This window comes from Massilia sp. UYP11 (assembly GCF_050434805.1).
Taxonomy (GTDB): domain Bacteria; phylum Pseudomonadota; class Gammaproteobacteria; order Burkholderiales; family Burkholderiaceae_D; genus Telluria.
This window is the reverse complement of record NZ_JBNDJE010000002.1, coordinates 36,372-58,647: the sequence shown is the minus strand read 5'-3', so window position 1 is coordinate 58,647 and position 22,276 is coordinate 36,372. Positions and strand designations below refer to the sequence as shown.

The 22,276-nt window shown below is 64.9% G+C and carries 23 protein-coding genes; 15 read left to right on the top strand and 8 right to left on the bottom strand.

Annotation, left to right across the window (positions count from 1 at the left end):
• Positions 1-283: 283 nt before the first annotated feature.
• Genes ABIB38_RS03765 through ABIB38_RS03740 form a run of 6 tightly spaced genes read left to right on the top strand, consistent with a single transcriptional unit; the run spans position 284 to position 6,526 of the window.
• Complete coding sequence (locus ABIB38_RS03765; RefSeq protein ID WP_429201870.1) at positions 284-2,575, top strand: EAL domain-containing protein; 2,292 nt, start codon at positions 284-286, stop codon at positions 2,573-2,575.
• Entirely contained in the window at positions 2,572-2,889 is a 318-nt protein-coding gene (locus tag ABIB38_RS03760; protein ID WP_429201868.1) for a hypothetical protein, read from the top strand. Before ABIB38_RS03765 ends, ABIB38_RS03760 begins: the two co-directional genes overlap by 4 nt.
• Positions 2,886-3,743: an HDOD domain-containing protein gene (locus ABIB38_RS03755; RefSeq protein WP_429201866.1), complete on the top strand. Its 858-nt coding sequence runs from the start codon at positions 2,886-2,888 to the stop codon at positions 3,741-3,743. The genes ABIB38_RS03760 and ABIB38_RS03755 overlap by 4 nt, the downstream gene beginning before the upstream one ends.
• Entirely contained in the window at positions 3,736-4,686 is a 951-nt protein-coding gene (locus ABIB38_RS03750; protein ID WP_429201864.1) for an ATP-binding protein, read from the top strand. The genes ABIB38_RS03755 and ABIB38_RS03750 overlap by 8 nt, the downstream gene beginning before the upstream one ends.
• A complete protein-coding gene (locus tag ABIB38_RS03745) occupies positions 4,683-6,005 on the top strand; it encodes an HD domain-containing phosphohydrolase (protein ID WP_429201862.1) in 1,323 nt (440 codons plus the stop codon). Before ABIB38_RS03750 ends, ABIB38_RS03745 begins: the two co-directional genes overlap by 4 nt.
• Entirely contained in the window at positions 6,005-6,526 is a 522-nt protein-coding gene (locus ABIB38_RS03740; RefSeq protein ID WP_429201860.1) for a response regulator, read from the top strand. The genes ABIB38_RS03745 and ABIB38_RS03740 overlap by 1 nt, the downstream gene beginning before the upstream one ends.
• A gap of 240 nt (positions 6,527-6,766) precedes the next feature.
• On the opposite strand, the gene ABIB38_RS03735 is transcribed toward ABIB38_RS03740, so the two are convergent.
• Positions 6,767-7,429, bottom strand: coding sequence for a response regulator (locus tag ABIB38_RS03735; protein ID WP_429201859.1), 663 nt, complete (start codon positions 7,427-7,429; stop codon positions 6,767-6,769).
• A 286-nt stretch (positions 7,430-7,715) separates the two neighbouring features.
• Here ABIB38_RS03735 and ABIB38_RS03730 point away from each other — a divergent pair, with 286 nt between their 5' ends.
• Positions 7,716-9,116, top strand: coding sequence for a PLP-dependent aminotransferase family protein (locus ABIB38_RS03730; RefSeq protein WP_429201857.1), 1,401 nt, complete (start codon positions 7,716-7,718; stop codon positions 9,114-9,116).
• A gap of 79 nt (positions 9,117-9,195) precedes the next feature.
• Here the strand turns inward: ABIB38_RS03730 and ABIB38_RS03725 are convergent, their stop codons facing one another.
• On the bottom strand, positions 9,196-10,344 hold the full coding sequence (locus tag ABIB38_RS03725; RefSeq protein WP_429201856.1) for a low temperature requirement protein A: 1,149 nt from the start codon (positions 10,342-10,344) through the stop codon (positions 9,196-9,198).
• 304 nt (positions 10,345-10,648) lie between these two features.
• Between ABIB38_RS03725 and ABIB38_RS03720 the strand changes: the two genes are divergently transcribed.
• A complete protein-coding gene (locus ABIB38_RS03720; protein WP_429201854.1) occupies positions 10,649-10,993 on the top strand; it encodes a DUF5335 domain-containing protein in 345 nt (114 codons plus the stop codon).
• Here ABIB38_RS03720 and ABIB38_RS03715 read toward each other — a convergent pair.
• Together ABIB38_RS03715 and ABIB38_RS03710 are read right to left on the bottom strand one after the other, a co-directional pair.
• Positions 10,975-11,967: an LLM class oxidoreductase gene (locus ABIB38_RS03715; RefSeq protein WP_429201852.1), complete on the bottom strand. Its 993-nt coding sequence runs from the start codon at positions 11,965-11,967 to the stop codon at positions 10,975-10,977. The two genes, ABIB38_RS03720 and ABIB38_RS03715, sit on opposite strands and share 19 nt — an antisense overlap.
• A gap of 160 nt (positions 11,968-12,127) precedes the next feature.
• Positions 12,128-12,574 carry a PRC-barrel domain-containing protein gene (locus tag ABIB38_RS03710; RefSeq protein WP_429201851.1) on the bottom strand — a complete coding sequence of 149 codons (447 nt, stop codon included), beginning with the start codon at positions 12,572-12,574 and terminating at the stop codon, positions 12,128-12,130.
• Positions 12,575-12,829: 255 nt separating this feature from the next.
• Between ABIB38_RS03710 and ABIB38_RS03705 the strand changes: the two genes are divergently transcribed.
• Entirely contained in the window at positions 12,830-13,483 is a 654-nt protein-coding gene (locus tag ABIB38_RS03705) for a BON domain-containing protein (RefSeq protein ID WP_429201849.1), read from the top strand.
• 263 nt (positions 13,484-13,746) lie between these two features.
• Here ABIB38_RS03705 and ABIB38_RS03700 read toward each other — a convergent pair whose 3' ends face one another.
• The 4 genes from ABIB38_RS03700 to ABIB38_RS03685 are packed head-to-tail and all read right to left on the bottom strand — an operon-like array spanning position 13,747 to position 16,886.
• Positions 13,747-14,442: a nitroreductase gene (locus ABIB38_RS03700; protein WP_429201847.1), complete on the bottom strand. Its 696-nt coding sequence runs from the start codon at positions 14,440-14,442 to the stop codon at positions 13,747-13,749.
• Complete coding sequence (locus tag ABIB38_RS03695; RefSeq protein WP_429201845.1) at positions 14,439-15,242, bottom strand: alpha/beta fold hydrolase; 804 nt, start codon at positions 15,240-15,242, stop codon at positions 14,439-14,441. Before ABIB38_RS03695 ends, ABIB38_RS03700 begins: the two co-directional genes overlap by 4 nt.
• Positions 15,239-15,853 (bottom strand): phenylacetic acid degradation protein PaaY, encoded by a 615-nt coding sequence (locus ABIB38_RS03690; protein WP_429201844.1) that lies wholly within the window; start codon positions 15,851-15,853, stop codon positions 15,239-15,241. The genes ABIB38_RS03695 and ABIB38_RS03690 overlap by 4 nt, the downstream gene beginning before the upstream one ends.
• 13 nt (positions 15,854-15,866) lie before the next feature.
• Complete coding sequence (locus ABIB38_RS03685; RefSeq protein WP_429201842.1) at positions 15,867-16,886, bottom strand: XdhC family protein; 1,020 nt, start codon at positions 16,884-16,886, stop codon at positions 15,867-15,869.
• Between the two features lie 172 nt (positions 16,887-17,058).
• Here ABIB38_RS03685 and ABIB38_RS03680 point away from each other — a divergent pair, with 172 nt between their 5' ends.
• The 6 genes from ABIB38_RS03680 to ABIB38_RS03655 are packed head-to-tail and all read left to right on the top strand — an operon-like array spanning position 17,059 to position 22,267.
• Positions 17,059-18,207: an iron-containing alcohol dehydrogenase gene (locus tag ABIB38_RS03680; RefSeq protein WP_429201840.1), complete on the top strand. Its 1,149-nt coding sequence runs from the start codon at positions 17,059-17,061 to the stop codon at positions 18,205-18,207.
• Positions 18,204-18,656 carry an acyl-CoA thioesterase gene (locus ABIB38_RS03675; protein WP_429201838.1) on the top strand — a complete coding sequence of 151 codons (453 nt, stop codon included), beginning with the start codon at positions 18,204-18,206 and terminating at the stop codon, positions 18,654-18,656. Before ABIB38_RS03680 ends, ABIB38_RS03675 begins: the two co-directional genes overlap by 4 nt.
• 13 nt (positions 18,657-18,669) lie before the next feature.
• Complete coding sequence (locus tag ABIB38_RS03670; protein WP_429201837.1) at positions 18,670-20,136, top strand: enoyl-CoA hydratase-related protein; 1,467 nt, start codon at positions 18,670-18,672, stop codon at positions 20,134-20,136.
• Position 20,137: 1 nt separating this feature from the next.
• The gene (locus tag ABIB38_RS03665) at positions 20,138-21,031 is read left to right on the top strand and encodes an FAD binding domain-containing protein (protein ID WP_429201835.1); all 894 of its coding nucleotides are present in this window, start codon (positions 20,138-20,140) and stop codon (positions 21,029-21,031) included.
• A complete protein-coding gene (locus ABIB38_RS03660) occupies positions 21,024-21,509 on the top strand; it encodes a (2Fe-2S)-binding protein (protein ID WP_429201834.1) in 486 nt (161 codons plus the stop codon). The genes ABIB38_RS03665 and ABIB38_RS03660 overlap by 8 nt, the downstream gene beginning before the upstream one ends.
• The gene (locus tag ABIB38_RS03655) at positions 21,506-22,267 is read left to right on the top strand and encodes an N-acyl homoserine lactonase family protein (RefSeq protein ID WP_429201832.1); all 762 of its coding nucleotides are present in this window, start codon (positions 21,506-21,508) and stop codon (positions 22,265-22,267) included. The genes ABIB38_RS03660 and ABIB38_RS03655 overlap by 4 nt, the downstream gene beginning before the upstream one ends.
• Positions 22,268-22,276: the final 9 nt, after the last annotated feature.

Here is a 22,276-nt window from a genome sequence, read left to right as displayed (position 1 = left end):
GACCAAGCGGCAGGAGGTCCATTCTACGCGCGATTCGCCGCACCTACGAACGTCGTGATGCACGTGCGTCCCGACCTGCTTCGATGCCCGAGGCGCGCATGTTCGCGGCGCCGGCGACGCCAGGCTGCGCGGCGCCCGACACCCTGCAGCGCCGTGCCCTGCCAACCTGGGAACAGGCGCCTTGCCTTCATGGCATGCGACAGATTGTCGCAAATTTCGCGATGTTGCCTGCGGTCACTATTTTATATCCTGATGCAGTTCCGACTCGCTCAGGCCGAATGACATGAACGCTCCTACCTCTCCCATTGCCGGTCCCGACGCGGACATGCCGGCAAGCACGGGCCATGCGCAAATGCCGGCCGCCGTCGAGCGGGCGGACGGCGCCGGCTTGTCGCATAAGGAACGCGGGGCGACGGCGCAGCCGGGAGCGCGGCGCCTCGAATGCGGCGTGCACGGCTATGACGCGCTCACGGCCCTTCCCAATCATGCGCTGTTCCGCCAGCGCCTGGGCCAGGCCCTGGATCGCGCCGCGGGCACCGGCCGGCCGGTGCAGGTTGCGACCGTCGACCTGGACTTGTACCGACGGGTCAACTCCTGGTTCGGCCAGGACGCGGGCGAGCGCCTGTTGCAGGACATGGCGCGCCGGATCGAGGCGCTGGTGGGGCCCGAGGTGGCGGTGGCGCGTGAAAGCAGCGACCGTTTCCTGGTGTTGTTGGAAGGAGATCAATGTCTCGCCGAAGCGGGAACGGCCCAGGGCATCGCGGCCACGCTGGCCGAGCCGCTCGACTTCGCAGGTCACCCCGTGTATGCGGCCTGCTGCATCGGCATCGCGTCGTTTCCCGGGAACGGCAGCGATGCGGATGCGCTGCTGTGCGCCGCCGACCGCGCCCTGCGGCGCGCCCAGGCGAGCGGCCCCGGATCGCTACGCTACGCCGACACCAGCATCGACAAGGCCGAACTCGACCGGTTTCAGCTGGGCGCGGCCCTGCGCGATGCATTCGCGGCCGGAGAGTTGCGGCTGCACTACCAGCCGCAGGTCGACCTCGTCACCGGCCAGATCTCGACCGTGGAAGCGCTGGTGCGCTGGAGGCGGGGAGACGACGAGGTGCCTGCCGCCACGCTGATCGGCGCTGCCGAAAGCTGCGGCCTGATCGGCGAGCTCGGCGACTGGGTCTTGCGCACCGCCTGCGCCCAGGCCGCGGCCTGGCGCGCCATGGGATTTTCGGCGCTGCGCATTGCCGTGAACCTGTCGACACGCCAGCTTTCCACCGGAATGATCGAGGCATCGGTGAACCGGGCCTTGTCGGAGACCGGGCTGCCGCCCGAATGCCTGGACCTCGAGCTTGCCGAAAGCGCGCTGATGTATGACATGAACGGCAGCATGCAGTTCCTGCTGGCGCTGCAGGAACGTGGAATACGGCTGTGCCTGGACCATTTCGGGACCGGCACTTCCAGCCTGGCCCAGCTGCGGCGGCTGCCGATCGACGTCCTCAAGATCGATCAATCGTTCCTGAACGGCGTTCCGGAAGCGGACCAGGCGGCCGCGATCGTGGATGCGGTCATCGTCATGGGGCACAGCCTGGGCATGCGCGTGGTCGCCGTCGGCGTCGAACACGAAGCGCAGTGCGAATACCTGGCGCGCCACATGTGCGACGAGGTGCAGGGCTACCTGGTGTCCGAGCCGGTTGCGGGCGAGGTGCTCACGCGCATGCTGCACGATGGCGCCGGCCTGTCCGCGCGCCTGCTGCGCTTCGACCGCGCGCAGCCGACCCTGTTGCTGGTGGACGATGAACCGAGCATCCTGTCGTCCCTGAAGCGCCTGCTGCGCGGCGACGGCTACCGCATCCTGACCGCGAACAGCGGCCAGGCGGGCCTGGACGTCCTGGCCGAACATGCGGTCGACGTGATCGTGTCCGACCAGCGCATGCCGGGGATGACCGGCGTCGAGTTCCTGCGTACCGTGCGCCAGTCCTATCCAGAGACCGTGCGTATCGTCCTGTCGGGATTCACCGAACTGCAGACCGTCACCGATGCGGTCAACGCGGGCGCGATCTATAAATTCCTCACCAAGCCCTGGGACGACGGGCAACTGCGCGCCCACGTCCAGGAAGCGTTCACCTACGGGGCGATGGCCAATGAAAACCGCCTGTTGACACTCCAGGTGCATACCGCCAACCAGAAGCTGGCCGCAGTCAACCGGCGGCTCGAGTCGCTGCTGGCGCGGCAACGCCGTGAACTCGAATATGGCGCGATCAGCCTGGACATCGCGCACGAGGTATTGAACAACGTGCCGGTCGCCGTGCTCGCGAGCGACGACCTGGGCACGATCGTGCTGGCCAATCGCGCCGCGTCCTGCCTGTTCGCCGAACACGGCACGCCGCTCGGCCACGACCTGCACCGCTTGTTTCCCTGCCTGCCCGCGCTGTTGCCGGAAGGGGCCGGTCTCGGCTTCGAGTACCGGGGCCAGGACGGCGTCTTCCCGGCCAGCCTGCACCCGATGGGCCATGGCAGCCAGTCGCGCGGCTGGCTGATCACGGTTACCGGATTCGAATCACACCTGAGTGGACAGTCATGAAACGCTATCAAATTGTGGAACTGGACGCTGCGCAGGACGGCATGTGTCTGTACGACGACTTGCGCGACCGCGCCGGCAACCTGCTGCTCCCGAAGGCGACGGTGCTGACCGCGTCGACCATCAAGGCATTGCGCCGGCGCGATATCGAGGTCGTGTCGATCGTGGACGATACCGTCACCGAGGAGCAGCTCGGCGCCGCGCGCGAGCAGGCGAAGGCCCGCATCGCGTACCTGTTCCGCAATGCCGGGACCGGGTCGGCCAATGCCTTGCTGCGACAAGTGGTCGAGGCTTACCGGATGGCGGAGCTCGCATGAACAGCCTCGATGTCATCCAGGTCGTGCGCCGGATTCGTGACCTGCCGCCGCTGCCGTCCATTGTGCTCGACCTCATCAGTTCGTTCGAGCGCGAGGATGTCGATGTCGGGCTGCTGGCGGAAAAGATTTCGCGCGACCAGGCGCTGTCGGCGAAAATGCTCCGGTTGGCGAATTCCTCGTTCTACGGCCTGCCGTCGAAGGTGGGCACGGTCAACCAGGCCATCGTCGTGCTCGGTTTCGACGCCGCCCGCGCGCTGGCGGTGGCGGCCAATGTGATCGAGAGCTTCGAGGCCGGGCAGGGCGGCCAGATCGACGTCGCCGAGTTCTGGCGCCACTCGATCGCAACGGCCCTGTGCGCGCGCGGCCTCGCACGCCATGCCGGGCTGCCGCAGGACCACGCCTTCATCGCCGGACTGCTGCACGACATCGGGCGCCTGGTGCTGGCATCGGGATTCCCCGAGCAGTACGCCCAGGTGCTCGCGGTTTACGCGCGCGAACAGACGACCCTGAGCGATGCCGAGATGCGCGTGCTGGGCATTGACCACCAGCAAGTCGGGCGTATCCTAGGCGAAGCCTGGAAATTCCCTGTCGCGATCCAGAGCGCCATCGCCGAGCACCATCGGCCGATGGGAACGGGCCTGGCCAACCTGCCGGGCCTGATCCATGCCGCGAACGCGGTGGTCCAGGCACTGGACCTGGGCGCCGACGAACACGCCGCCGTGCCGCAGCTGCACGATGCGACGTGGACCAGCCTGCACATCAGCTTCGAACAACTGCAAGAAGCCTGCCGTGAAACGGAGGCCCAGTTCGAAGCGACCTGTCAACTCCTGATGCGTACCAAAAACAATGAATGACATTAAGGACATCACGTGCGCCGGCGAGTGCGCCGCGCGCGAAGAATCCGCGGAGGCGGAGCTGTTGCGTCGCAACCGTGAGCTGACCGAACTGAACGAGAAACTGTCGAGGGCCCAGGAGCAATTGCTGCAGTCGGAAAAGCTGGCATCCATCGGACAGCTGGCGGCCGGGGTCGCTCACGAAATCAATAATCCCATCAGTTTCGTGTTTTCGAATTTCGGCACGCTCGACGCCTACATCGTCGACCTGCTGCGGGTGCTGGCCCAGTACGAAGAAGCGGAACCCTTCATCGCGGATCCGGCGATGAAGGCGCGCATCGGCGCCTTGCGCAAGCAGGTCGAGCTCGATTACCTGGTCGAAGACGTGCCCGTCTTGATGAGCGAATCGCGCGAAGGGATCGAGCGGGTCCGCAAGATCGTCCAGGACCTCAAGGATTTCTCGCGCGTCGACGGCCACCAGGACTGGCAGTGGGTCGATCTGCACCATGGCATCGATTCGACCCTGAACATCGTGAACAACGAGGTGAAGTACAAGGCCGATATCGTCAAGGAGTACGGCGCCATTCCCGAAGTCGAGTGCCTGCCTTCGCAGATCAACCAGGTCATCCTGAATATCGTGGTCAACGGCGCCCAGGCGATCAGTGGCGTACGGGGGCGCATCACGATCCGTACCGGCTGCGACGGCGCCAACGTATGGATCGAAATCGCCGACAATGGCAGCGGTATCCCCAAGGCAATCCAGTCGCGCATCTTCGACCCGTTTTTCACCACCAAGCCGATCGGCAGCGGGACCGGACTGGGGCTGTCGCTGTCGTACGGCATCATCCAGAAGCACCACGGCCGCATCGAGGTCCAGAGCGAACCGGGCGTCGGTTCCACCTTCAGGATCGAACTGCCCATCCAGCAGGAGCGCGACCCGGACGCCGGCGCGGAGGGACCGTGAGCGCCGCGGCCCCGGCCGAGGCCATGGCCGTCGCGACGATCCTGTGCGTGGATGACGAGCCGAACATCCTGGCCTCCCTGCAACGCTTGTTCCGCAAGCATCATTTCCGCGTCCTGTGCGCCGATGGCGCCGCGGCCGGGCTGGCGGCGCTCGAGCGCGAGCCGGTCGATCTGGTGATCTCCGACATGCGGATGCCGCATTGCAACGGCACCGACTTCCTGGAGCGTGTCCGCGCACGCTGGCCGGCCACGATGCGGCTGCTGCTGACCGGCTATGCCGATCTCGGCTCGATCGTCGGCGCCATCAATCGCGGCGAGATCTACCGCTATATCACCAAGCCCTGGAACGAAGAAGACATCCTGCTGATCGTGCGCGATGCGCTGGGGCGCAGGAGCCTCGAACAGGAAAAGGAGCGGCTCGAACAGCTGACCAGGCAGCAGAACCACAGCCTGCTGGAACTGAACGCCACGCTCGAGGAGCGGGTACGGGCGCGCACGCTGGAATTGCAGTCGGCCCAGCAGGCCTTGCTGGTCTCGAACCACCGGCTCAAGGGCAACTTTCTCACGTCGATCAAGATCCTCTCGAGCATGATCGAGATGCGCGGCGGGGCCATGTCCGGCCATGCGCGCGGTGTCGCCGATCTGGCGCGCAAGCTCGCGCTGCGAATGGGGTTGCCTGCGCGCGAGGCCCAGGACGTGTTCATCGCGGGGCTGTTGCACGGGATCGGGAAGACCGGGTTTCCCGACAGTTTGCTGCGTATTCCGGAATACGTGCTCAAGGGCGATACCCTGGGCGAGTATCGAAAGTATCCCCAGCTCGGAGAGCAGCTGCTCATGCCGCTCGAAGAGTTGCGCGAGACGGCGCGCCTCGTCGGTGCGCACCGGGAGCGCTTCGACGGCAGCGGTTTTCCACACCGGCTGGCCGGGTTCGACATCCCGGTCGGCGCCCGCATCCTTGCCGTCGCCTACGACTTCGAGGCGCTGCAGAGCGGCCATCTGGTGCAGCGCCAGTTGAACGCCGGGCAGGCGGCAGGACTGATGGCCGAGAGCCGCGGCAAGCGTTACGACCCGGACGTCATCGAAGCGCTGTACGACATCCGCACGGGACGCCACGTCACCGACGAGGTTCCCGACGTCGTGATGGGCGTCGCCCAGCTCAAGCCGGGCATGACGCTTGCCCGCGACCTGGTGTCCGAGGACGGGGCCCTGCTGCTGTCGGCGGAACACGTGTTGAACGAACGTTTGCTCAAGCAGCTTGCCGACTTCGAGCGGCGCTCGGGAAGCAGCTTGCAGCTGCATATCCGGACGGGGACGTCCTGATGCGTCGAATACTGCTTCTCGACGACGAGGAGGCCGTCCTGAATGCGCTGCAGCGCGCCCTGCGCCTGGAATTCTCCACCGACAGCGTCCAGGTCGAGGCTTTCATGCAGCCGGAGGCCGCGCTGTTGCGGGCCGGCGAGCAGGATTTCGACATCGTGGTTTCGGATCTGCGCATGCCGGGGTTGACGGGAGCGGACGTGCTCCAGATGATCAAGGGCTTGCAGCCGGAGGCGGTGCGCATCGTGCTGAGCGCCTCCACCGAGCGCAGCGATATCGTGGCCGCGGTGAACCGCGCCGAAGTGTTCCGTTACCTCGCCAAGCCATGGGAGAGCCGCGAATTGATCGCGACCATCCACGCCGCCTTCAGGTACCGGGATGCGCGCATGCGCACGCGTCCCGGGGCGACGCTCGCGCCGGCGCCGGCCAGCGCGCACGAACTCGAGCTGCTGCGGCTGGAGCGCGAAGAGCCGGGCATCACGCACGTCGATTGGGATGAGCATGGCAACGTCCGGCTGTTTTGAGGCGGTGGGCGCGCGCGTGTTGTCGAAGGCGGATCGGATGGCAAGGCTGAGTGTGCCGCACGATGCGGGCGTCGTGACACAGGGCGACGCGCTGGTCAAACTGACACACGAGTGACGTCGAAGGCGCGCGCATGGCTGGCGGAACACGACAGGAGCTCGACCGGTCGGACCGCTTGCCGCAGATCGACCTGCGCTGCCGGGGGGCATGGCCGTGCCGGCTGGAGCGCGCGCGGCGCCAGGTCAGCTGACCAGCCCGTGCCGGAAGGCATAGCGGATCAACTCGGCGTTGTTCCTGATGTGCAGTTTGGTGAAGATACGGCAGCGGTAGGTGTTGACGGAGCTGATACTGATGTCGAGCTTGCCCGCCACCTGCTTGACCGCGGTGCCCGTGGCCAGCAAGCCCAATACCTGATGTTCGCGGTCGGTCAGGCGCTCGTGCGCCTTGCGCAGATAAGGCGACGCCGCTTCGTTGGCAAGCAGTTCGGCCAGGGTTTCGCTGACGTAGCGCCCGCCGGCGTGCACCTTGCGGATGGCCTTGACCACGACGTCGGCGGCCAGCGTTTTGCTGATGTAGCCCGACGCGCCCAGCCGCAGGACGGCAATGCCGAACTGCTCCTCGCCGTGCGCGCTGAGCACGAGGACCGGCATGCCGGGACAGCGCGCGGTCACGGTGCGCAGCGCGTCCAGTTCATGCGTCGGGCTCAGGTTCAGGTCGAGCAGCAGCACGTCCGGCTCGGTAGCCTGCACCATGTCCAGGGTGGCTGGCAGGCTGCCGCTTTCCCCCACCAGGATGATATCGGATTCCACCGACAAGACGTTCTTGACGCCTTCGCGAACAAGCGGATGGTCGTCGGCAACGGCGACCCGGATGACCTGGGGGCACGGGAGAGGTAAGATGTTCATAAGGTAAATTCAAGCCAGCTTCATGACAACGCCAGGACCGCCATCGCGGACCAAGGCTCGGCCGGGACCGGCAGGGTGTGAGAGGCGATTCCTGCGCCAGATTCCTGCGCCATACGATCGGTCATTTTTCACGGACGACCGGATCGCACCATTGTCCCGTCGATTTTTTGCCTAATATGTATGAGATGAGTGGCGCAGGCCGCCACTCGACTTGCCGGGCTTGGCCTCAATGTATGTACAACCCACGACATCCTAATCAGAAACAATTTCCATACATTGAGACAAAATGTCCCAGCTAACATCCTTGCAAGATGACCGATCGGCAAGCTGGTTACCCCGGCTGGCCGCGCACGGCGGCCCGCGGTTCCTGCAGATTGCGGATGCGCTGCAGCAGGCAGTGGCCGATGGCCTCCTGAAGTCGGGCGACCGCCTGCCGCCGCAGCGCCAGCTGGCGGCGCAGCTGGACGTCGACCTGACCACGGTCACCCGCGCCTACGACGAAGCGAAGCGCCGCCACCTGCTGGAAGGGCGGGGCGCGCGCGGCACCTACGTCGCGGCGCCGAAGTTCGACCTGGCGCCGGTGCTCGACCTGAGCATGAACACGCCGCCGCCGCCGGATGGCGTCGACTTCGACGACATGCTCAAGCAGGGCCTGCGCCAGGTGCTGATGCGGGCGGATAGCGGATTGCTGATGAGCTACCACCTGGGTGGCGGCAGCGAATCCGATCGCGAGGTGGGCGCGCGCTGGATGGCGCCGATGTTCGGGCGCGTCGATCCGCGCCAGGTGATCGTCTGTCCGGGCGCCCAGGCCGCGATCGCCGCGTTGATCCTGACGCTGACCGCGCCGGACGACGTGATCCTGGTCGAGCCGACCGGCTATCCGGGCCTGCGCGCGGCGGCGACGCAGTTCGGCCGGCGCATCGTGACGGTTGGCGCCGACCGGCACGGGATGCTGCCCGAGCGCCTCGAACAAGCGTGCCGCGAACACGCGCCGCGGCTGGTCTATCTGAATCCGACATTGCAGAATCCGACGACGGTCACGATGCCGGCGCAACGGCGGCAGGAGCTCGCCGCCATCGCCAGGCATGCCGGTGTGCGCATCGTCGAGGACGATCCTTACTGGCTTCTCGCCGAGGCCCCGCCGCCGCCCATCGCCACGTCCGCCCCAAGCCATGCGTACTACATCTCGAGCCTGTCGAAATGCCTGACTCCGGGACTGCGGATCGCCTTCGTCCTCGTGCCCGACCCGCAGGAACGTGAGCGTCTGCTGGTCGCATTGAGGTCGTTCGCATTGATGGCTCCACCGTTGGCGGGAGCGCTTGCAACCCAGTGGATCCTGGACGGCTCCGCCGCCCGGCTGCTGGAAGGGGTGCGCACCGAAGCGCGGATCCGGCATCGGATGGCGCGAAATATCCTGGCCGGCCGGTACACCGGTGTGGGTGACGGCCTGCACGTATGGCTCGAGTTGCCCGCGTACTGGAATGGCACCCAGCTTGCGCGCGCGGCGGACAAGGAAGGCATGGCGGTCGCCCCCGGCGAGGCGTTTGCCAATGGAAGCGATTCGGTGAACGCGATCCGGATTTCGCTGGGCTGTGTCAGGGACCGGGGACGCCTGCAGACGGGCCTGCAGCGGCTGTCCCAGCTGCTGGCGCGGCGGCCGGAGAGTTCTGGTACGCCGCCCGCGTAGTCCGCGCGCCGTGCAGGCGGCACCTGGCGCGTGGGGGAGGGATCAGGAACGGGATCAGAAACGGGACCAGAAACGGGGATCAGAAACGCGCGCCGTCGCTTGCAGGGGGCGCGGGTGCAGGCGGGACGTTCCGGTAGCGCAGGCTGAGGAGAGCATAACAGATCATCGCGACGGTGAGGCCGAGCAGCATGTAGCTGGTTCCGGGCAGCAGGATAGCGATGCCGCACAAGGCGAAGGCGATCAGGGTATTGACGACCAGCCGCCCCCGCAATTCGGGGCGTTCCATGAAATAGCCGTACTGCTTGCCGATGAAAAAGCAGAGCGCGCCGATCACCGCCAGTGCACGGAAGTCGGACTCCACGATGTCGTCGAGGATCGCATGCCGGATCAGGCTGGCCAGCACCGACAGGCCGACGAAGACGAGAAGGTGCGAGTACAGCACCGAATGGCCGGTAGTGAGCTTGCGTTCGGTCAGCAGATGAAAACTGTCGAAATAGACCCACCAGATGGCCGATACCATCACGAAGCCGGTGGCGGCAGTGGCCATTCTCTGCGCGGTCCAGTTGATGTTCGCCAGTCCCGCGGACATGCTGAACACGGACTCGCCAAGTATGATGATCGTGAGCAGACCGACACGCTCGATCAGGTGTTCGGTGTGCACGGGAATGGTCCGTAGATGACGCGGCAAGAAAAAGATGAACGCCAGCAGATCGAACAATATGCCGACATAAAACATCACATATTGCCATGGCGGCGCGAACAGGACCGCCGCGAGGCTGAGGGTGGCCCCGGCCACGATCACCCGGCCGATCGCGCTGGCGAGCCCCGCACTTTCCGGGTGCCGGTATTTCGACACGAAGTACATCATGGCGATGACGTATTTCGCGCCGACGTAGCAGAAGACGATGGCGTCGAAGCTGGTCAGGAATCGCTTGCCGATCAGGCCCGAGACGACGATCAGCAGGAACATGATGACCAGGGTTGCCAGGCGGTGCTTGCGGTCGTCCGCGTCGAACCGGTTGGCATACATCGTGTGGCTCGCCCAGATCCACCACAATGGGATAAAAATCAGCACGAACTTCCAGAACTGGACCGGGTCGAGATGCCCCTCGTGTGTGTGGCTCAGGATATGCGTGACGTCACCGATCGTTACCACGAAGATCAGGTCGAAGAACAACTCCAGCCAGGTGGCGTGCCGATTAGGATCGAAATATTTTGTGTTGTACATGTGGCCTGGTGCTCGCCCTGCACCAGACCCGCGCCAGTTGCCCCGCCAGGGTCTACCGCGTGGTGTTCGTGGCAGTGATGCGCATTTCTCTAGTGCTCCATCTTATTTGGACACCAAAGCCGACCCAGGGTTCCGCTATTCCTTTCCATTTTGCGCAAGGCGAATTTAGCGCGCGCCACGCGGTCTAACTGAAATCGCTTGCCTGTGTTGCGCAGCCGGGAACCCGCCCGGCGCGCCGCAGGTGGTCGGCGCCGAGCAGGTTCGGGCGGCGCTTTGTCAACCGCAACACACGGAGGTAGACCCGATGGCTACAGTCAAGCTCGACAAAGAGGTGTGGCAACCCTATTTTGACCGGATTTCGAAGTTAATCTTGGGCAAACAAACCGAGATCGAGGTCGCGTCGCTGAATATCGGCGTGCAGATCGCCGCCAAGTGGGTGCCGCTGCTGGGCATCACTTACGACCACAAGAACGATCTGGTGGAGGTGCTGCTGGAAGGACTCGACCACCTGATCCGGCACCCCCGCGACATCTACATCAACCAGGAGCCGGCGGGATTGACGAGCATGGAGGTGATCGACGCCGACGACGTGCGCCAGATTATCCGGCTGCGCGATCCGCTCATGCTGCCTTACGACCCGTCCCCGTGACCGGCCGCCAGCCGCGGCAGGATCTCTTGACCGATCTCGTCGAGCACGTCGCCCGCATTGCGTGCGCCGTACTTGAAGTTCAGGATGACGTGGTTGACGCCGATCGAGCGCAACGCCTCGAGAAAGCGCAGGACGAAGTGCCGGCCGCCGCGAAAGCCCAGGTGGATCGGCGTTGGCGCGGCGTCGGGATCGTCGCTCAGGTCGACGTAGAACGATTGCACGAACGGCTTGAAGACGCCGGGCGCGGCGGTTTCGACCGCGGCGCGCCAAAGCGCCGCGACCTCGGCCTGACGCTGGAGTGCGCGCGGGTAGGTGATCCACCCATCCGCATGTTTGGCGATCCAATCCAGCGGCTGGCCGCTGTGACCGGTCACGAGCATCGGCACGGGCGTGATCGGCTTGGGTACGAGATCCGCGCTCCCGTCCAGGGTGCCGTGCGGCCACTGGACTTGCGGGAACTCTTCGGCGAGGACCGTGCGCACGACGCGCAGGTTGTCGCGGAACAGGGCCGAACGCTGTTCAAAGTCGATGCCGAAGGCCGGGAACTCGACGGGCCGGTCACCGGAGGCGATGCCGAGGACCAGGCGGTTGCCCGACAGCCGGTCGATCGATGCCACGCCCTTCGCGGTATGCAGGGGGTGGCGGAGGGTGAGGACCAGGGCGCCGGTGGCCAGCGCGATGTCGTGGGTCTGCGCCGCGATCCAGCCCAGATAGACCCACGGATCGTACACCTGGCCCACGTCGCCGAAGCTGGGATCGCGCAGCGGCACGTCGCGGCACCAGAGCGCAGCATATCCCAGCTCTTCGGCGCGGCGCGCCAGGCGCTCCTGGCCGAGCATGGTCGGCCGGTCGCCGGCGAACGCCTCGATCGGGAAGAACACGCCGAGCGTCAGGCGGTTCGGCGCAAACATGCGCTGAAAGCCTTTGCAATCGCCTGGCTTGGCGCTCCGGTTCACTGTCAGCATGTCTGCCATGATCTCGTCCTGTCGATCTCCCACCGGATATATCGAGCGCGGGACATCGCCGGTCGGCGGCCGGCCCCAGCACGCCCGGAACCCGACGTCGCGCGATCGCCGGGCAGGCCGCCGTATGCAGCCGGCCGATGCCGCCCGGCGCCGGGTGAGGTGGTACGCGCTACCTCTTCTGGTACACGAACGGGGGCATCGCCTTGAGCGCCTCCTTCGTCGCCCCAGGCAAGGTCATCTGCTTATTCTGGAGCTTCAACTGCTCCATCGGGATGGCCACGTCGCGCTTGCCGATCCCGAGGAATCCACCCACGCCGATGATCGCAAACGAGGCCGCGGGGAGCTTGCCATCCTTGCTTGGGGAGATGATCAGGTCGTCGATCTTGCCGACCTTTTCGCTCTTGTCGTTGACGACTGTCTTGCCGATCAGATCTTGCTTGGCGCTCCATCCGACGACGACAGCTTCCAGCTCGATCACGGTGACGCCCAACGGCGCCCTGCCCACAACCGGCGCGGCAGGGGCCTGCGCGGTCGACGCCGCCGGCGCCTGGGCCGATGCAACGCCCATGCAGAGCGGTGCCGCAGATATCGCTAAGACTGCAATGATTCGTTTCATGACGCTACCCTCCTGGTTAGCCATCTGGCATCCAACTATAGGAGCGACGGTGGCACGCACGGATCGAAGTCATTGGGAGCTTGATCTACATCTACCCTGAGGTCTCAGAGACTAGTATTTACTTGCGGGTCCGCAGTACGTACCTATACTGAATCCTTCATGCGCGGCGCCGGCGTCACGTCGACTGGCGCATGGACGGTGGCGAACGGCGAAGAGCCTTGCCAGATTCCTAGCTATGGAGCAAGTGGAGGTATGATGAAAACGGATGACGAGATTAAACGAGATGTCGAGGCTGAATTGCGATACGACCCCGACATCGATCCAACGAACATCGCGGTGAGCGTCAAGAGCGGGGTTGTCACCCTGGCAGGGTTTATTCCGAGTTACCTCCAGAAAATCGAGGCGGAAAAGGATGCGAAGCGGGTACAGGGGGTGGTTGGCGTCGCTAACGATCTCGAGGTCCGCCTGCCGAGCGTGGACCAGCGTCCGGATCCGGACATCGCACGCGACGCGGTCGCGGCGCTGAAAGCGCAGCTGCCTTATTCTTACCAGAACTTCAAGGTGATCGTCAGGGACGGCTGGATCACGCTGGAGGGCGAGGCCGAGTGGCACTACCAGAAAGAAAAGGCCGAGATGTCGGCACGTGGCGTGAAAGGTTGCAAAGGGGTGATCAACTCGATCAAGATCACGCCCAAGGTTGCTGCACAAGAAATCAAACGCAAGATCGAGGAAGCGTTCATGCGCAGTGCCGAGGTCGATGCGAAAAATGTCCAGGTCGAGGCCAGCGACGGCGAAGTGGTCCTCAAGGGAACCGTGCACTCTTGGTTTGAGCGCGAGCAGGCCGAACGCGCGGCATGGATGGCGCCGGGCGTCAAGAGGGTCGAGGACCGTATCGTTGTCCAGCCCTGAGACAACGCCGACACAGATCTGGGAGCCATGTACGCCAGACTACAGGAGCACTCCCATGTACCCGGAATGAACCACGCCGGCGGATCGTTGGCTCAGCTCACGCGGCGAGATCCCATCCCCTGGCTGCAGATTCGCATTCCGCATATCCCACCCCGATCCCAGGGGCAAGTCAAGGCATTCGAGGAGAACGCCTTTTATCGTTTGCGACCGGTGCCCGCCAGGGCACTGGCGCAAAGCCGAGGATTGTGTAACGGACTCAATACCTAATTTACAAACTCGACAAACCTCGACAGCGGCTCGCGCTCGGTAACAAGCGAGTTTTCGATCTTCGCGGGATCGGCCCAGCCGAGCGCCATGCCGCAGACCACCATTTCATTCGACGGCAGCTGCAATTGCTCGGCAATGATGCGGTGGTACTGGGTGAAGGCCGCCTGCGGACAGGTGTCGAGACCGCGTGCGCGCGCCGCCACCATGATGTTCTGCAAGAACATGCCGTAGTCGAGCCAGGAGCCCTGCTCCATGATGCGGTCGATGGTGAAGATCAGCCCGACGGGCGCATCGAAGAAGCGGAAATTGCGTGCATGCTGGGCGGCCATGCCGGGCTTGTCCTCGCGCGCCAGGCCAAGCAGGCTGTACAGGTCCCAGCCGACTTTCCTGCGGCGGTCGATGAAGGGCGACACCCATTCGCGCGGGTAGTAGGCGTATTCCTCGGTGTGCTGGCGCGACAATTCCGGAGACGTGTGCGCGGCGAGGATGGCGTCCGACAGGGCCACGCGCGCCTGGCCGGTCAGCACATACACTTTCCATGGCTGGGTATTCGTGCCGGAAGGCGCGCGCGCCGCCACTTCGAGGATGCGCTCGAGGTCGGTCCGCTCGACCTGTTTATCAAGGAAGGCGCGGATCGAACGGCGCGACGTGATGGCGGCATCGACCGCTTCCTGCTGCTGGCTTGAGATCATGAGATTTCCTTTTCCAAGAACGTTTTTACTGCTGCCGCAAGCGCGGCGGGCTGCTCCGAATGGGGAAAGTGGCCGCATCGTTCGAGAACGACACGTGTCGCGTTCCGGGCCAGTCGCGCGATCTGGTCGAGTTGGTCCAACGTCCCATACTGGTCCTCCGCGCCCTGCACAGCCAGCACAGGGCACTGGATCATTGGCACGCATCGTTCGATGTTCCAGTCGCGAAAGCGCTCCGACAGCCACAGTTCGCTCCAGCCGCGGAACACGTCGTCGGGGCAGTCATGTACGGCGGCGAGGTTGCTCCGGAGGGCAGAATTGGCGTAGCGATGCTGCATCCAGCGGATCCGCCCGGACCCCATTTCCTCGGTAAACAAATGGGCAGCGACGACAACGATCGCCCGGACAGCCTGTGGAAATGCCGCTGCGTACTGCAGCGCGATCGACCCGCCGTCGCTGTGCCCGAACAGGATGGGCTGGTCGCGCGCGGCATCGACCCCGAGAGCGTCCAGCAGTGCCGGCAATGCCTCGCGCGCCTCATGACCGAGATAGTCGATGGGCCAAGGTTCACCTGGCGGACGGGGCGTCGAGCTACCGTAACCGTAGCGCGAATAGACCAGGCCCCGACAGCCCGTCGCGCGACACAGTACTGTCGGCCAATCTCCCCACACCGCCGCCGCGCCGAGTCCTTCATGCAGGAACACGATCAGTGGTGCATCAGCACGCTGCGCCGTGATCCATTCGTACTCGAGCTCGATCTGCCTGCCTTGCAGCAGGAGTGCGGTCCGCTTGAGCGCCGTCACGTGCGTTCTGCCCGGTCGCGAATCTTGGGCTGCGCACGACCAACCGCTTGAACACGCGGTCGATCGGCCTCGACCTCGGCAAGGGGCGGCACGGCCCGCATCGTGCGTATCGAGCGTTCGGTCAGTTCGTGGTACTGCATCGTCCCTTTCCGTTTCCATGCTATTTCGTCGTCGCGCAACGGGCGGACTATCCTTGCCGGTAGGCCGACGACAAGGCTGCGTGCGGGCACCTCCATGCCGGCCTTGACGAACGACAAGGCCCCGACGATGCTCGACTCGCCGATCACCGCGTCATCCATGATGACCGCGTGCATGCCCACCATGGCGTCACGCTCGATCCGGCACCCATGCAGCACCGCGCCATGTCCGATGTGACCATCGACGTCGACGACAGTGTCGCTGTCCATAAAGCCGTGCAGCACGCACCCGTCCTGGATGTTGGCGCCCTCGTTGATGATGATGCGGCCGAAATCGCCGCGCAGGCTGGCCAGCGGCCCGATATAGCAGCGCGGACCGATGATCACGTCGCCGATCAGCACGGCGCTCGGATGGACATAGGCACTCGGATGAACGACCGGCGTGACGCCGTCGATGGAATATATCTGGAGCATGCAAGCCTTTCTGTCAGGTGGTCTGGGGCAAAGCGCAGACGGCATCGTCATGGGCGGTGCTCGCCGGCCGGCGCTCATGTGTTTGAAGCACATCCACGCCATTACGCAACGCGGTCATCTCGGCAAGGATGGAAATGGCAATCTCGGGCGGCGTGCGTGCGCCCAGATGGAGACCGACCGGCCCGTGGAGCCGAGCGATTTCCGCGGCGCTGACGTCGAACAGCGCGAGCCGCTCGCGGCGGCGCAGGTTGCTGGAACGCGAACCGATCGCGCCGACGTAGAAGGCGGGCGATTTCAGCGCCTCGAGCAAGGCCATGTCGTCGAGCTTGGGGTCATGCGTCAGCGCCAGAACGGCGCAATGCGAGTCGAGCTGCAGGCGCAATATCAGGTCGTCCGGCATCTCGCGCGACAACTCCACGCCCTCGACATCCCATTCCCCGATGAATTCGTCGCGCGGGTCGCAGACGATCACCTGGTAGTCGAGTGCCCGCGCCATGCCCGCCACATAGCGTGTCAGCTGGCCGGCGCCGATGATCACCAGGCGGTAGCGTGGTCCGTGCACGGTGATCAGGCGGTCGCGCGACAGGGCCAGCGCTCCCACGTGTGCGCCGGCGCGTAGCGTGGCTGCGCCGCTGTCGAGGTCGAGCTCCCGCGTGACCAGGCCCTGGCGGGCTATCGCAGCCAGCAGCGGCGCCAGCTGCGACTGCGGCGTGACGCATTCGACCACGATTTGCAGGGTGCCGCCGCAGGGCAGCCCGAAGCGGTGCGCCTCGTCGGCGGAGAGCCCGTAAGTAAGAACCTGGGGGGTCTGCGCATGGTATTGGCCGGACTGCACCTGGGCGATCAGGTCGTCCTCGATGCAGCCACCTGAAATCGACCCGCGCACGTGACCGTCAGCGCGGATGGTCATCATCGACCCGACCGGGCGCGGTGCCGACCCCCATGTGCGCACGACCGTGGCGAGCAGGGTGTATTCGCCATCGGCGGACCACTTGACCGCGGTCGTCAGCACTTCCAGATCGATACTATCCATCGTTCACTTTTCAAAAATGACGTTTTTAGTCTAGTTATGATTGCTTGAAAAGTAAAGCCAAGTTCGCCTGCGCCAGCGAATATCATGCGCAAAAAATATTGTTACCCCGTACTTGTTTTGCCAAATTGGCTGGTATATAGTCCACTTACGCAAGCGACCAAATGGAGTGAATGTGAACTTCGAATTTCAAACCCCCCGTTCCACCCTGGTGGGCTCCGGTTCCAGCGCGCGGCTGGGCGAGCTGGCCAGGCAGCTGCGCTGCCAAACAATCTTTCTGGTGACTGACAAGGGCGTGGAGCAGGCTGGTTTGCTCACGCCCGCCCTGGCCAGCCTGGCGGCGGCCGGCGTGGCCGTTACCGTGTATTCGGACGTCCAGGCCGATCCACCCGCGGCGATCGTGATGGCGGCGGTCGACGCTGCCGTCTCGGCCAAGGCGGACGGCGTCATTGGCCTGGGCGGCGGAAGTTCACTGGACGTCGCGAAGCTGGTGGCATTGCTGGCTCCCGGACGCGAAACGCTCGAGCAGGTGTACGGAGTCGGCGCAGCCAAGGGGCCGCGCCTGCCGCTGATCCTCGTGCCGACCACGGCCGGCACCGGTTCGGAGGTCACACCGATCTCGATCGTCACAACCGGCGAAGGGCAGAAGAAGGGTGTCGTGACCCCGGTGATCATCCCCGACTGGGCCGTTCTGGACGCCGACCTGACCCTCGGGTTACCGCCGCATGTCACTGCCGCGACCGGTGTCGACGCGATGGTCCATGCGATCGAGGCGTTCACCAGCAAGCGCCTGAAGAATCCCTTGTCCGACGTTTTCGCAAGGGAAGCACTGTCCCTGCTCGTCGCGAATATTCATGAAGCCTGCCGCAACGGAAGCAACCGTGCGGCACGCGAGAACATGCTGCTGGGCGCGATGTTGGCGGGCATGGCGTTCGCCAATTCCCCGGTGGCGGCAGTACACGCGCTGGCCTACCCGATCGGGGCGCGCTTCCATGTGCCGCATGGCTTGTCGAATTCGCTGGTCTTGCCAGCGGTGCTGCGGTTCAACGCCGAGGCGGCGCCTGAACTCTACGCGCAGCTGGCGGACATCGTCGTACCAGGCGCGCGCGGGACAGCATCCGAAAAGACCGCCGCGCTCGTACGCCAACTGGCGGCGCTGCCGGCTGAACTGGGCCTGCCCACCCGCCTGGCCGATGTCGGCATCGTCAAGGCCGATCTGCCCTCGCTGGCGGCGGATGCGATGTTGCAGACGCGCCTGCTCGTGAATAACCCGCGCGAGCTGCTGCTGGCCGATGCGCACGCGATCTACGAGGAGGTCCTGTGAGCACCCGCGAACCTGCCGCCACCCGGGCCGACTTCTTCCACTTCCATGCGATCGAGACGCGCTGGATGGACAACGACGCATATGGCCACGTCAATAACGTCACCTACTACTCGTACTTCGATACTGCGGTGAACCACTATCTGATCGCGCAAGGCGCGCTGGATATCGCGCGGGCCGACGTGATCGGGCTGGTAGTGGAAACCCAGTGCCGCTATTTCAGCCCGGTGGCGTTTCCGGGAACGATCGAGGTTGGCCTGCGGGTCGGCAAGATCGGCACCAGCAGCGTGCGTTACGAACTCGCGATCTTCCGCAAGAGCGACGACGTCGCTGCGGCGCAAGGCCATTTCGTACACGTCTATGTCGACCGCGCGAGCAACCGGCCGGTGGCCTTACCCGATGTATATCGCCGCGCGTTGCAACCCCTGCACGCGGCTGAAAACAGCAACTGATTGGAGCAAGACTATGGAAATGAACGATCGGATCCGGCTCGAGGCTTCACGCGAAGCAGTATGGGCAGCGCTTAACGACCCCGAGGTGTTGAAGGCCAGCATCCCTGGTTGCGAGTCGCTCGAGAAAGTGTCCGACACCGAATTTGTATCGGACGTGGTGGTGAAGGTCGGGCCGATCAGGGCCAGGTTCGCGGGCAAGGTCACGCTGTCGGACATCGTGCCGCTGGTGAGCTATCGTCTGACTGGCGAGGGGCAGGGCGGGGTCGCGGGGTTTGCCAAGGCCGACATCATCGTGCGGCTCGAATCGGAAGGTCCGGCCACGACAGTGCTGCATTACGCCGTGAACGCGAATATCGGTGGCAAGCTGGCCCAGCTCGGGTCGCGCATGATCGACTCCACGGCGAGGAAGCTGGCCGACCAGTTCTTCGCCAGCTTTAACGAGGCAGTGCTCAGCCAGGACAGCGCGCCAGCCGCCGCGCCTGCGGTCGCGACGGCTACGCCGATGGTGGCCGATGCTGCTGTGTCCGTGTCCGAGGCCGGGCCAGCCAGTTCCGGCGCCCGTGCGTCCGGGGACGCCATCGTTGTGACCATGGTGGATGTCGCAGAAGATGCGCAGTTCGACGCGCTGCCGGAAGTCCCCCAGCTCAACCCGGGCATCATTGCGCGCTGGCTGGGTCTGGCTCCTGCCCAGACCACGCCAGCGCCCGCGCCGGCGCCGGCGGCGACCGGTCGCTACAAGGCAGCGCTGGTCACGCTGAACCGCCCGGCCCAGAAGAATGCGATGTCGCTCGCGATGTGGCGCGATCTGGGCCGGATTTTCACCGAGCTTGGCCGCGACCCGGAAGTGCGCGCCATTCTCCTGACCGGCGCCGGCGGGACGTTCAGCGCAGGCGCGGACATTGCCGAGTTCGCCAAGGTGCGGGCAACGGTCGAGCAGGGCGTCGAGTACGAGAAGGAGGTCGACCGCTGCTGCGACGCGATCGCCGCAGTACCCAAGCCCACCCTGGCTGTCATCAACGGCTTTTGCATGGGTGGCGCCTGCAATCTGGCCATGTCATGCGATTTCCGTGTCGCCCACAGCGATGCGCAGTTCGGTATCCCGGCGGCGCGCCTGTCGATCGTCTATGGCGTGCGCGGAACCCGTCGTCTCTTGAACCTGGTCGGCGCCGCCAACGCCAAGCGCGTCCTGTTCGGGGCCAGGAAGTTCGGGGCACGCGAGGCGTTGCGCATGGGCTTTGCCCAGCGCGTCAGCCCGGATCCCATGCGCGCGGCGCGCTCCATGGCGGGCGTCATGGCCGAGAACGCACCGTTGACGATCGCCGGCACCAAGGTGCTGCTTGACGGGCTGACCATGGACATGGGCACGCTTTCCGATGAGCTCGTGGACGCGGTGATCGACCGCGCGGTGGCGAGCGAGGACTACCGCGACGCGCGCCAGGCCTTCGTCGAGAAGCGCCAACCTGTATTCGCTGGGAAGTAGCATGAAACCACCAAAGTTCGATTACATCCGTCCGACGACGGTAGACGAGGCGATCGCCGCCCTCGTGGCCGCAGAAGGCGACGGCAAAATCATCGCCGGGGGCCAGAGCCTGGTGCCGATGCTGAATTTCCGGCTTCTCAACCCGACGATCCTGATCGACATCAACCGGATCGAGGAGCTCAATTATCTCGAAGAACAACCCGATGGCGGCTTGCGCATCGGTTCGCTGACCCGCCATCACGTGCTGGAAACGTCGCCAGTCGTCAAGCGGCTGTTCCCGGTGTTGAACGCGGCCATGGCGCATGTGGCGCACCTTGCCATCCGTAACCGCGGCACCATCGGCGGTTCGATCACGCATGCCGATCCTGCCGCGGAATTGCCGCTGATGATGGTCCTGCTCGAGACCGAGATCGGGATCGTGTCGCCACGCGGCCGCCGGGCCGTCGCGGCCGAGGACTTCTTCCTCGGTTCCCTGACCTCGGCCGTGGAAGAAGGCGAAATCGTCACCGACATCAACGTGCCGGCATTACCGCCGGGCGCCGGCTGGGCGTTCGAGGAAGTTGCGCGGCGCTCGGGCGACTTCGCACTGGCCGCGGTCGGCGTGATCCTGGCCGTGGAAGATGGAAAGATCACCCAGGCGCGGGTGGGCGTGATGGGCGTCGGCGACACGCCCATGCGCATGTTCGACGCGGAGACCGTGCTGTATGACGAAGCCTGCGACGAAGCCATCCTCGGCCAGGTAGTGGCGGCCGTACGTTCGGCCGTCGAGCCGCCGAGCGATTTGCACGCGTCGTCCGACTACCGGCGCCACCTGGTCGGCAACCTGGTGCGACGCGCCGTCACCACCGCATGGCGCCGGGCGCTGGGCGAACAGATTGGAGAGAAACATGAGTGAGACCCACGACATCACCGTTACCGTCAACGGCGTCAACTACCGGCGCCAGGTAGAACCGCGCACCTTGCTGTCGGACTTCCTGCGCCACACGCTGGGGCTGACCGGTACCCATGTCGGCTGTGAACACGGCATCTGCGGCGCCTGCACCATCATGGTCGAGGGAGACAGCGTGCGCGCCTGCCTGATGCTCGCGGTGCAGGCGGACGGGCTGCAGATCCGTACCGTTGAAGGGCTCGGCAGCGTCGAGAACCTCAACCCGCTGCAGCAGGCCTTCCAGGACTGCCATGCGCTGCAATGCGGCTTTTGCACGCCCGGCATGCTGATGACATCGACCGACATGCTGCAGAAATACCCCCTCGCCACCGATGGCAAGATCCGCGAATGCCTGTCGGGCAACCTGTGCCGTTGTACCGGGTATACCAACATCGTCAAGGCGGTCCGGGTCGTGCGCGACCTGAACAGCGAGGTGTCCAAATGAAGATGCACGTACTGTCAGGTGGCCGCCTGCGCATGAAGAAAAGTGTCTACATTCCCGATGCCGACCGCGCCGAGACGATCACGCTGCCGGTCTCCTGCTTCCTGCTGCGTCACCCCCAGGGCAATGTGCTTTTCGACACCGGCTGCCATCCGTCCACCGAGACCGATCCCGAAGCGCGCTGGGGCAGCATGGCCAAGGCCATGGTTCCGGTGTCGGCGCAAGGCGAGAACGTCGTCAGCCAGCTGCAGGCGATTGGCTACGCCCCGGGCGATATCGACCTGGTCGTCAATTCGCACTTCCACTCCGACCACTGCGGCTGCAATGAGTTCTTCAGGAATGCCAGCGTCATCTGCCATGCCGACGAGCTGGCGGCGGCGAATGCAGAGGGCGCCGAAAAGATCGGCTATCTGCCGGTGGACTGGAAGCACCCGCTGCCGGTCGAAACGATCGATGCCCAGCGCGACCTGTTCAACGATGGCCGCATCGTGCTGGTTCCGGTGCCCGGCCATACCGCCGGCATGACGGCCGCCCTGGTTTCGCTCGACAAGGCGGGGCAGTTCCTGCTGGCGTCGGACGCGGTGCCGCTGCGCGCCAATCTCGAGCGCGAAATGAACCCCCGGAACACGTGGAATGCCGACCTGTCGTCGAAGTCCATGGCCGAAATCCGCCGCATCGAAGCGCAGGGGGCAACGGTGCTGTACGGGCACGACGACGAGCAGTGGCAAACGCTCAAGAAGGGCGCCGCCTTCTACGACTGAAGCTGGCCG

What these genes read in the sequence shown, in the direction of transcription:
- ABIB38_RS03765 (WP_429201870.1), top strand. Translation starts at nt 284, where the DNA reads ATGAACGCTCCTACCTCTCCCATTGCCGGTCCCGACGCGGACATGCCG.
- ABIB38_RS03760 (WP_429201868.1), top strand. Translation starts at nt 2,572, where the DNA reads ATGAAACGCTATCAAATTGTGGAACTGGACGCTGCGCAGGACGGCATG.
- ABIB38_RS03755 (WP_429201866.1), top strand. Translation starts at nt 2,886, where the DNA reads ATGAACAGCCTCGATGTCATCCAGGTCGTGCGCCGGATTCGTGACCTG.
- ABIB38_RS03750 (WP_429201864.1), top strand. Translation starts at nt 3,736, where the DNA reads ATGAATGACATTAAGGACATCACGTGCGCCGGCGAGTGCGCCGCGCGC.
- ABIB38_RS03740 (WP_429201860.1), top strand. Translation starts at nt 6,005, where the DNA reads ATGCGTCGAATACTGCTTCTCGACGACGAGGAGGCCGTCCTGAATGCG.
- ABIB38_RS03735 (WP_429201859.1), bottom strand. Translation starts at nt 7,429, where the DNA reads ATGAACATCTTACCTCTCCCGTGCCCCCAGGTCATCCGGGTCGCCGTT.
- ABIB38_RS03730 (WP_429201857.1), top strand. Translation starts at nt 7,716, where the DNA reads ATGTCCCAGCTAACATCCTTGCAAGATGACCGATCGGCAAGCTGGTTA.
- ABIB38_RS03725 (WP_429201856.1), bottom strand. Translation starts at nt 10,344, where the DNA reads ATGTACAACACAAAATATTTCGATCCTAATCGGCACGCCACCTGGCTG.
- ABIB38_RS03720 (WP_429201854.1), top strand. Translation starts at nt 10,649, where the DNA reads ATGGCTACAGTCAAGCTCGACAAAGAGGTGTGGCAACCCTATTTTGAC.
- ABIB38_RS03715 (WP_429201852.1), bottom strand. Translation starts at nt 11,967, where the DNA reads ATGGCAGACATGCTGACAGTGAACCGGAGCGCCAAGCCAGGCGATTGC.
- ABIB38_RS03710 (WP_429201851.1), bottom strand. Translation starts at nt 12,574, where the DNA reads ATGAAACGAATCATTGCAGTCTTAGCGATATCTGCGGCACCGCTCTGC.
- ABIB38_RS03705 (WP_429201849.1), top strand. Translation starts at nt 12,830, where the DNA reads ATGAAAACGGATGACGAGATTAAACGAGATGTCGAGGCTGAATTGCGA.
- ABIB38_RS03700 (WP_429201847.1), bottom strand. Translation starts at nt 14,442, where the DNA reads ATGATCTCAAGCCAGCAGCAGGAAGCGGTCGATGCCGCCATCACGTCG.
- ABIB38_RS03690 (WP_429201844.1), bottom strand. Translation starts at nt 15,853, where the DNA reads ATGCTCCAGATATATTCCATCGACGGCGTCACGCCGGTCGTTCATCCG.
- ABIB38_RS03685 (WP_429201842.1), bottom strand. Translation starts at nt 16,886, where the DNA reads ATGGATAGTATCGATCTGGAAGTGCTGACGACCGCGGTCAAGTGGTCC.
- ABIB38_RS03670 (WP_429201837.1), top strand. Translation starts at nt 18,670, where the DNA reads ATGGAAATGAACGATCGGATCCGGCTCGAGGCTTCACGCGAAGCAGTA.
- ABIB38_RS03665 (WP_429201835.1), top strand. Translation starts at nt 20,138, where the DNA reads ATGAAACCACCAAAGTTCGATTACATCCGTCCGACGACGGTAGACGAG.
- ABIB38_RS03660 (WP_429201834.1), top strand. Translation starts at nt 21,024, where the DNA reads ATGAGTGAGACCCACGACATCACCGTTACCGTCAACGGCGTCAACTAC.
- ABIB38_RS03655 (WP_429201832.1), top strand. Translation starts at nt 21,506, where the DNA reads ATGAAGATGCACGTACTGTCAGGTGGCCGCCTGCGCATGAAGAAAAGT.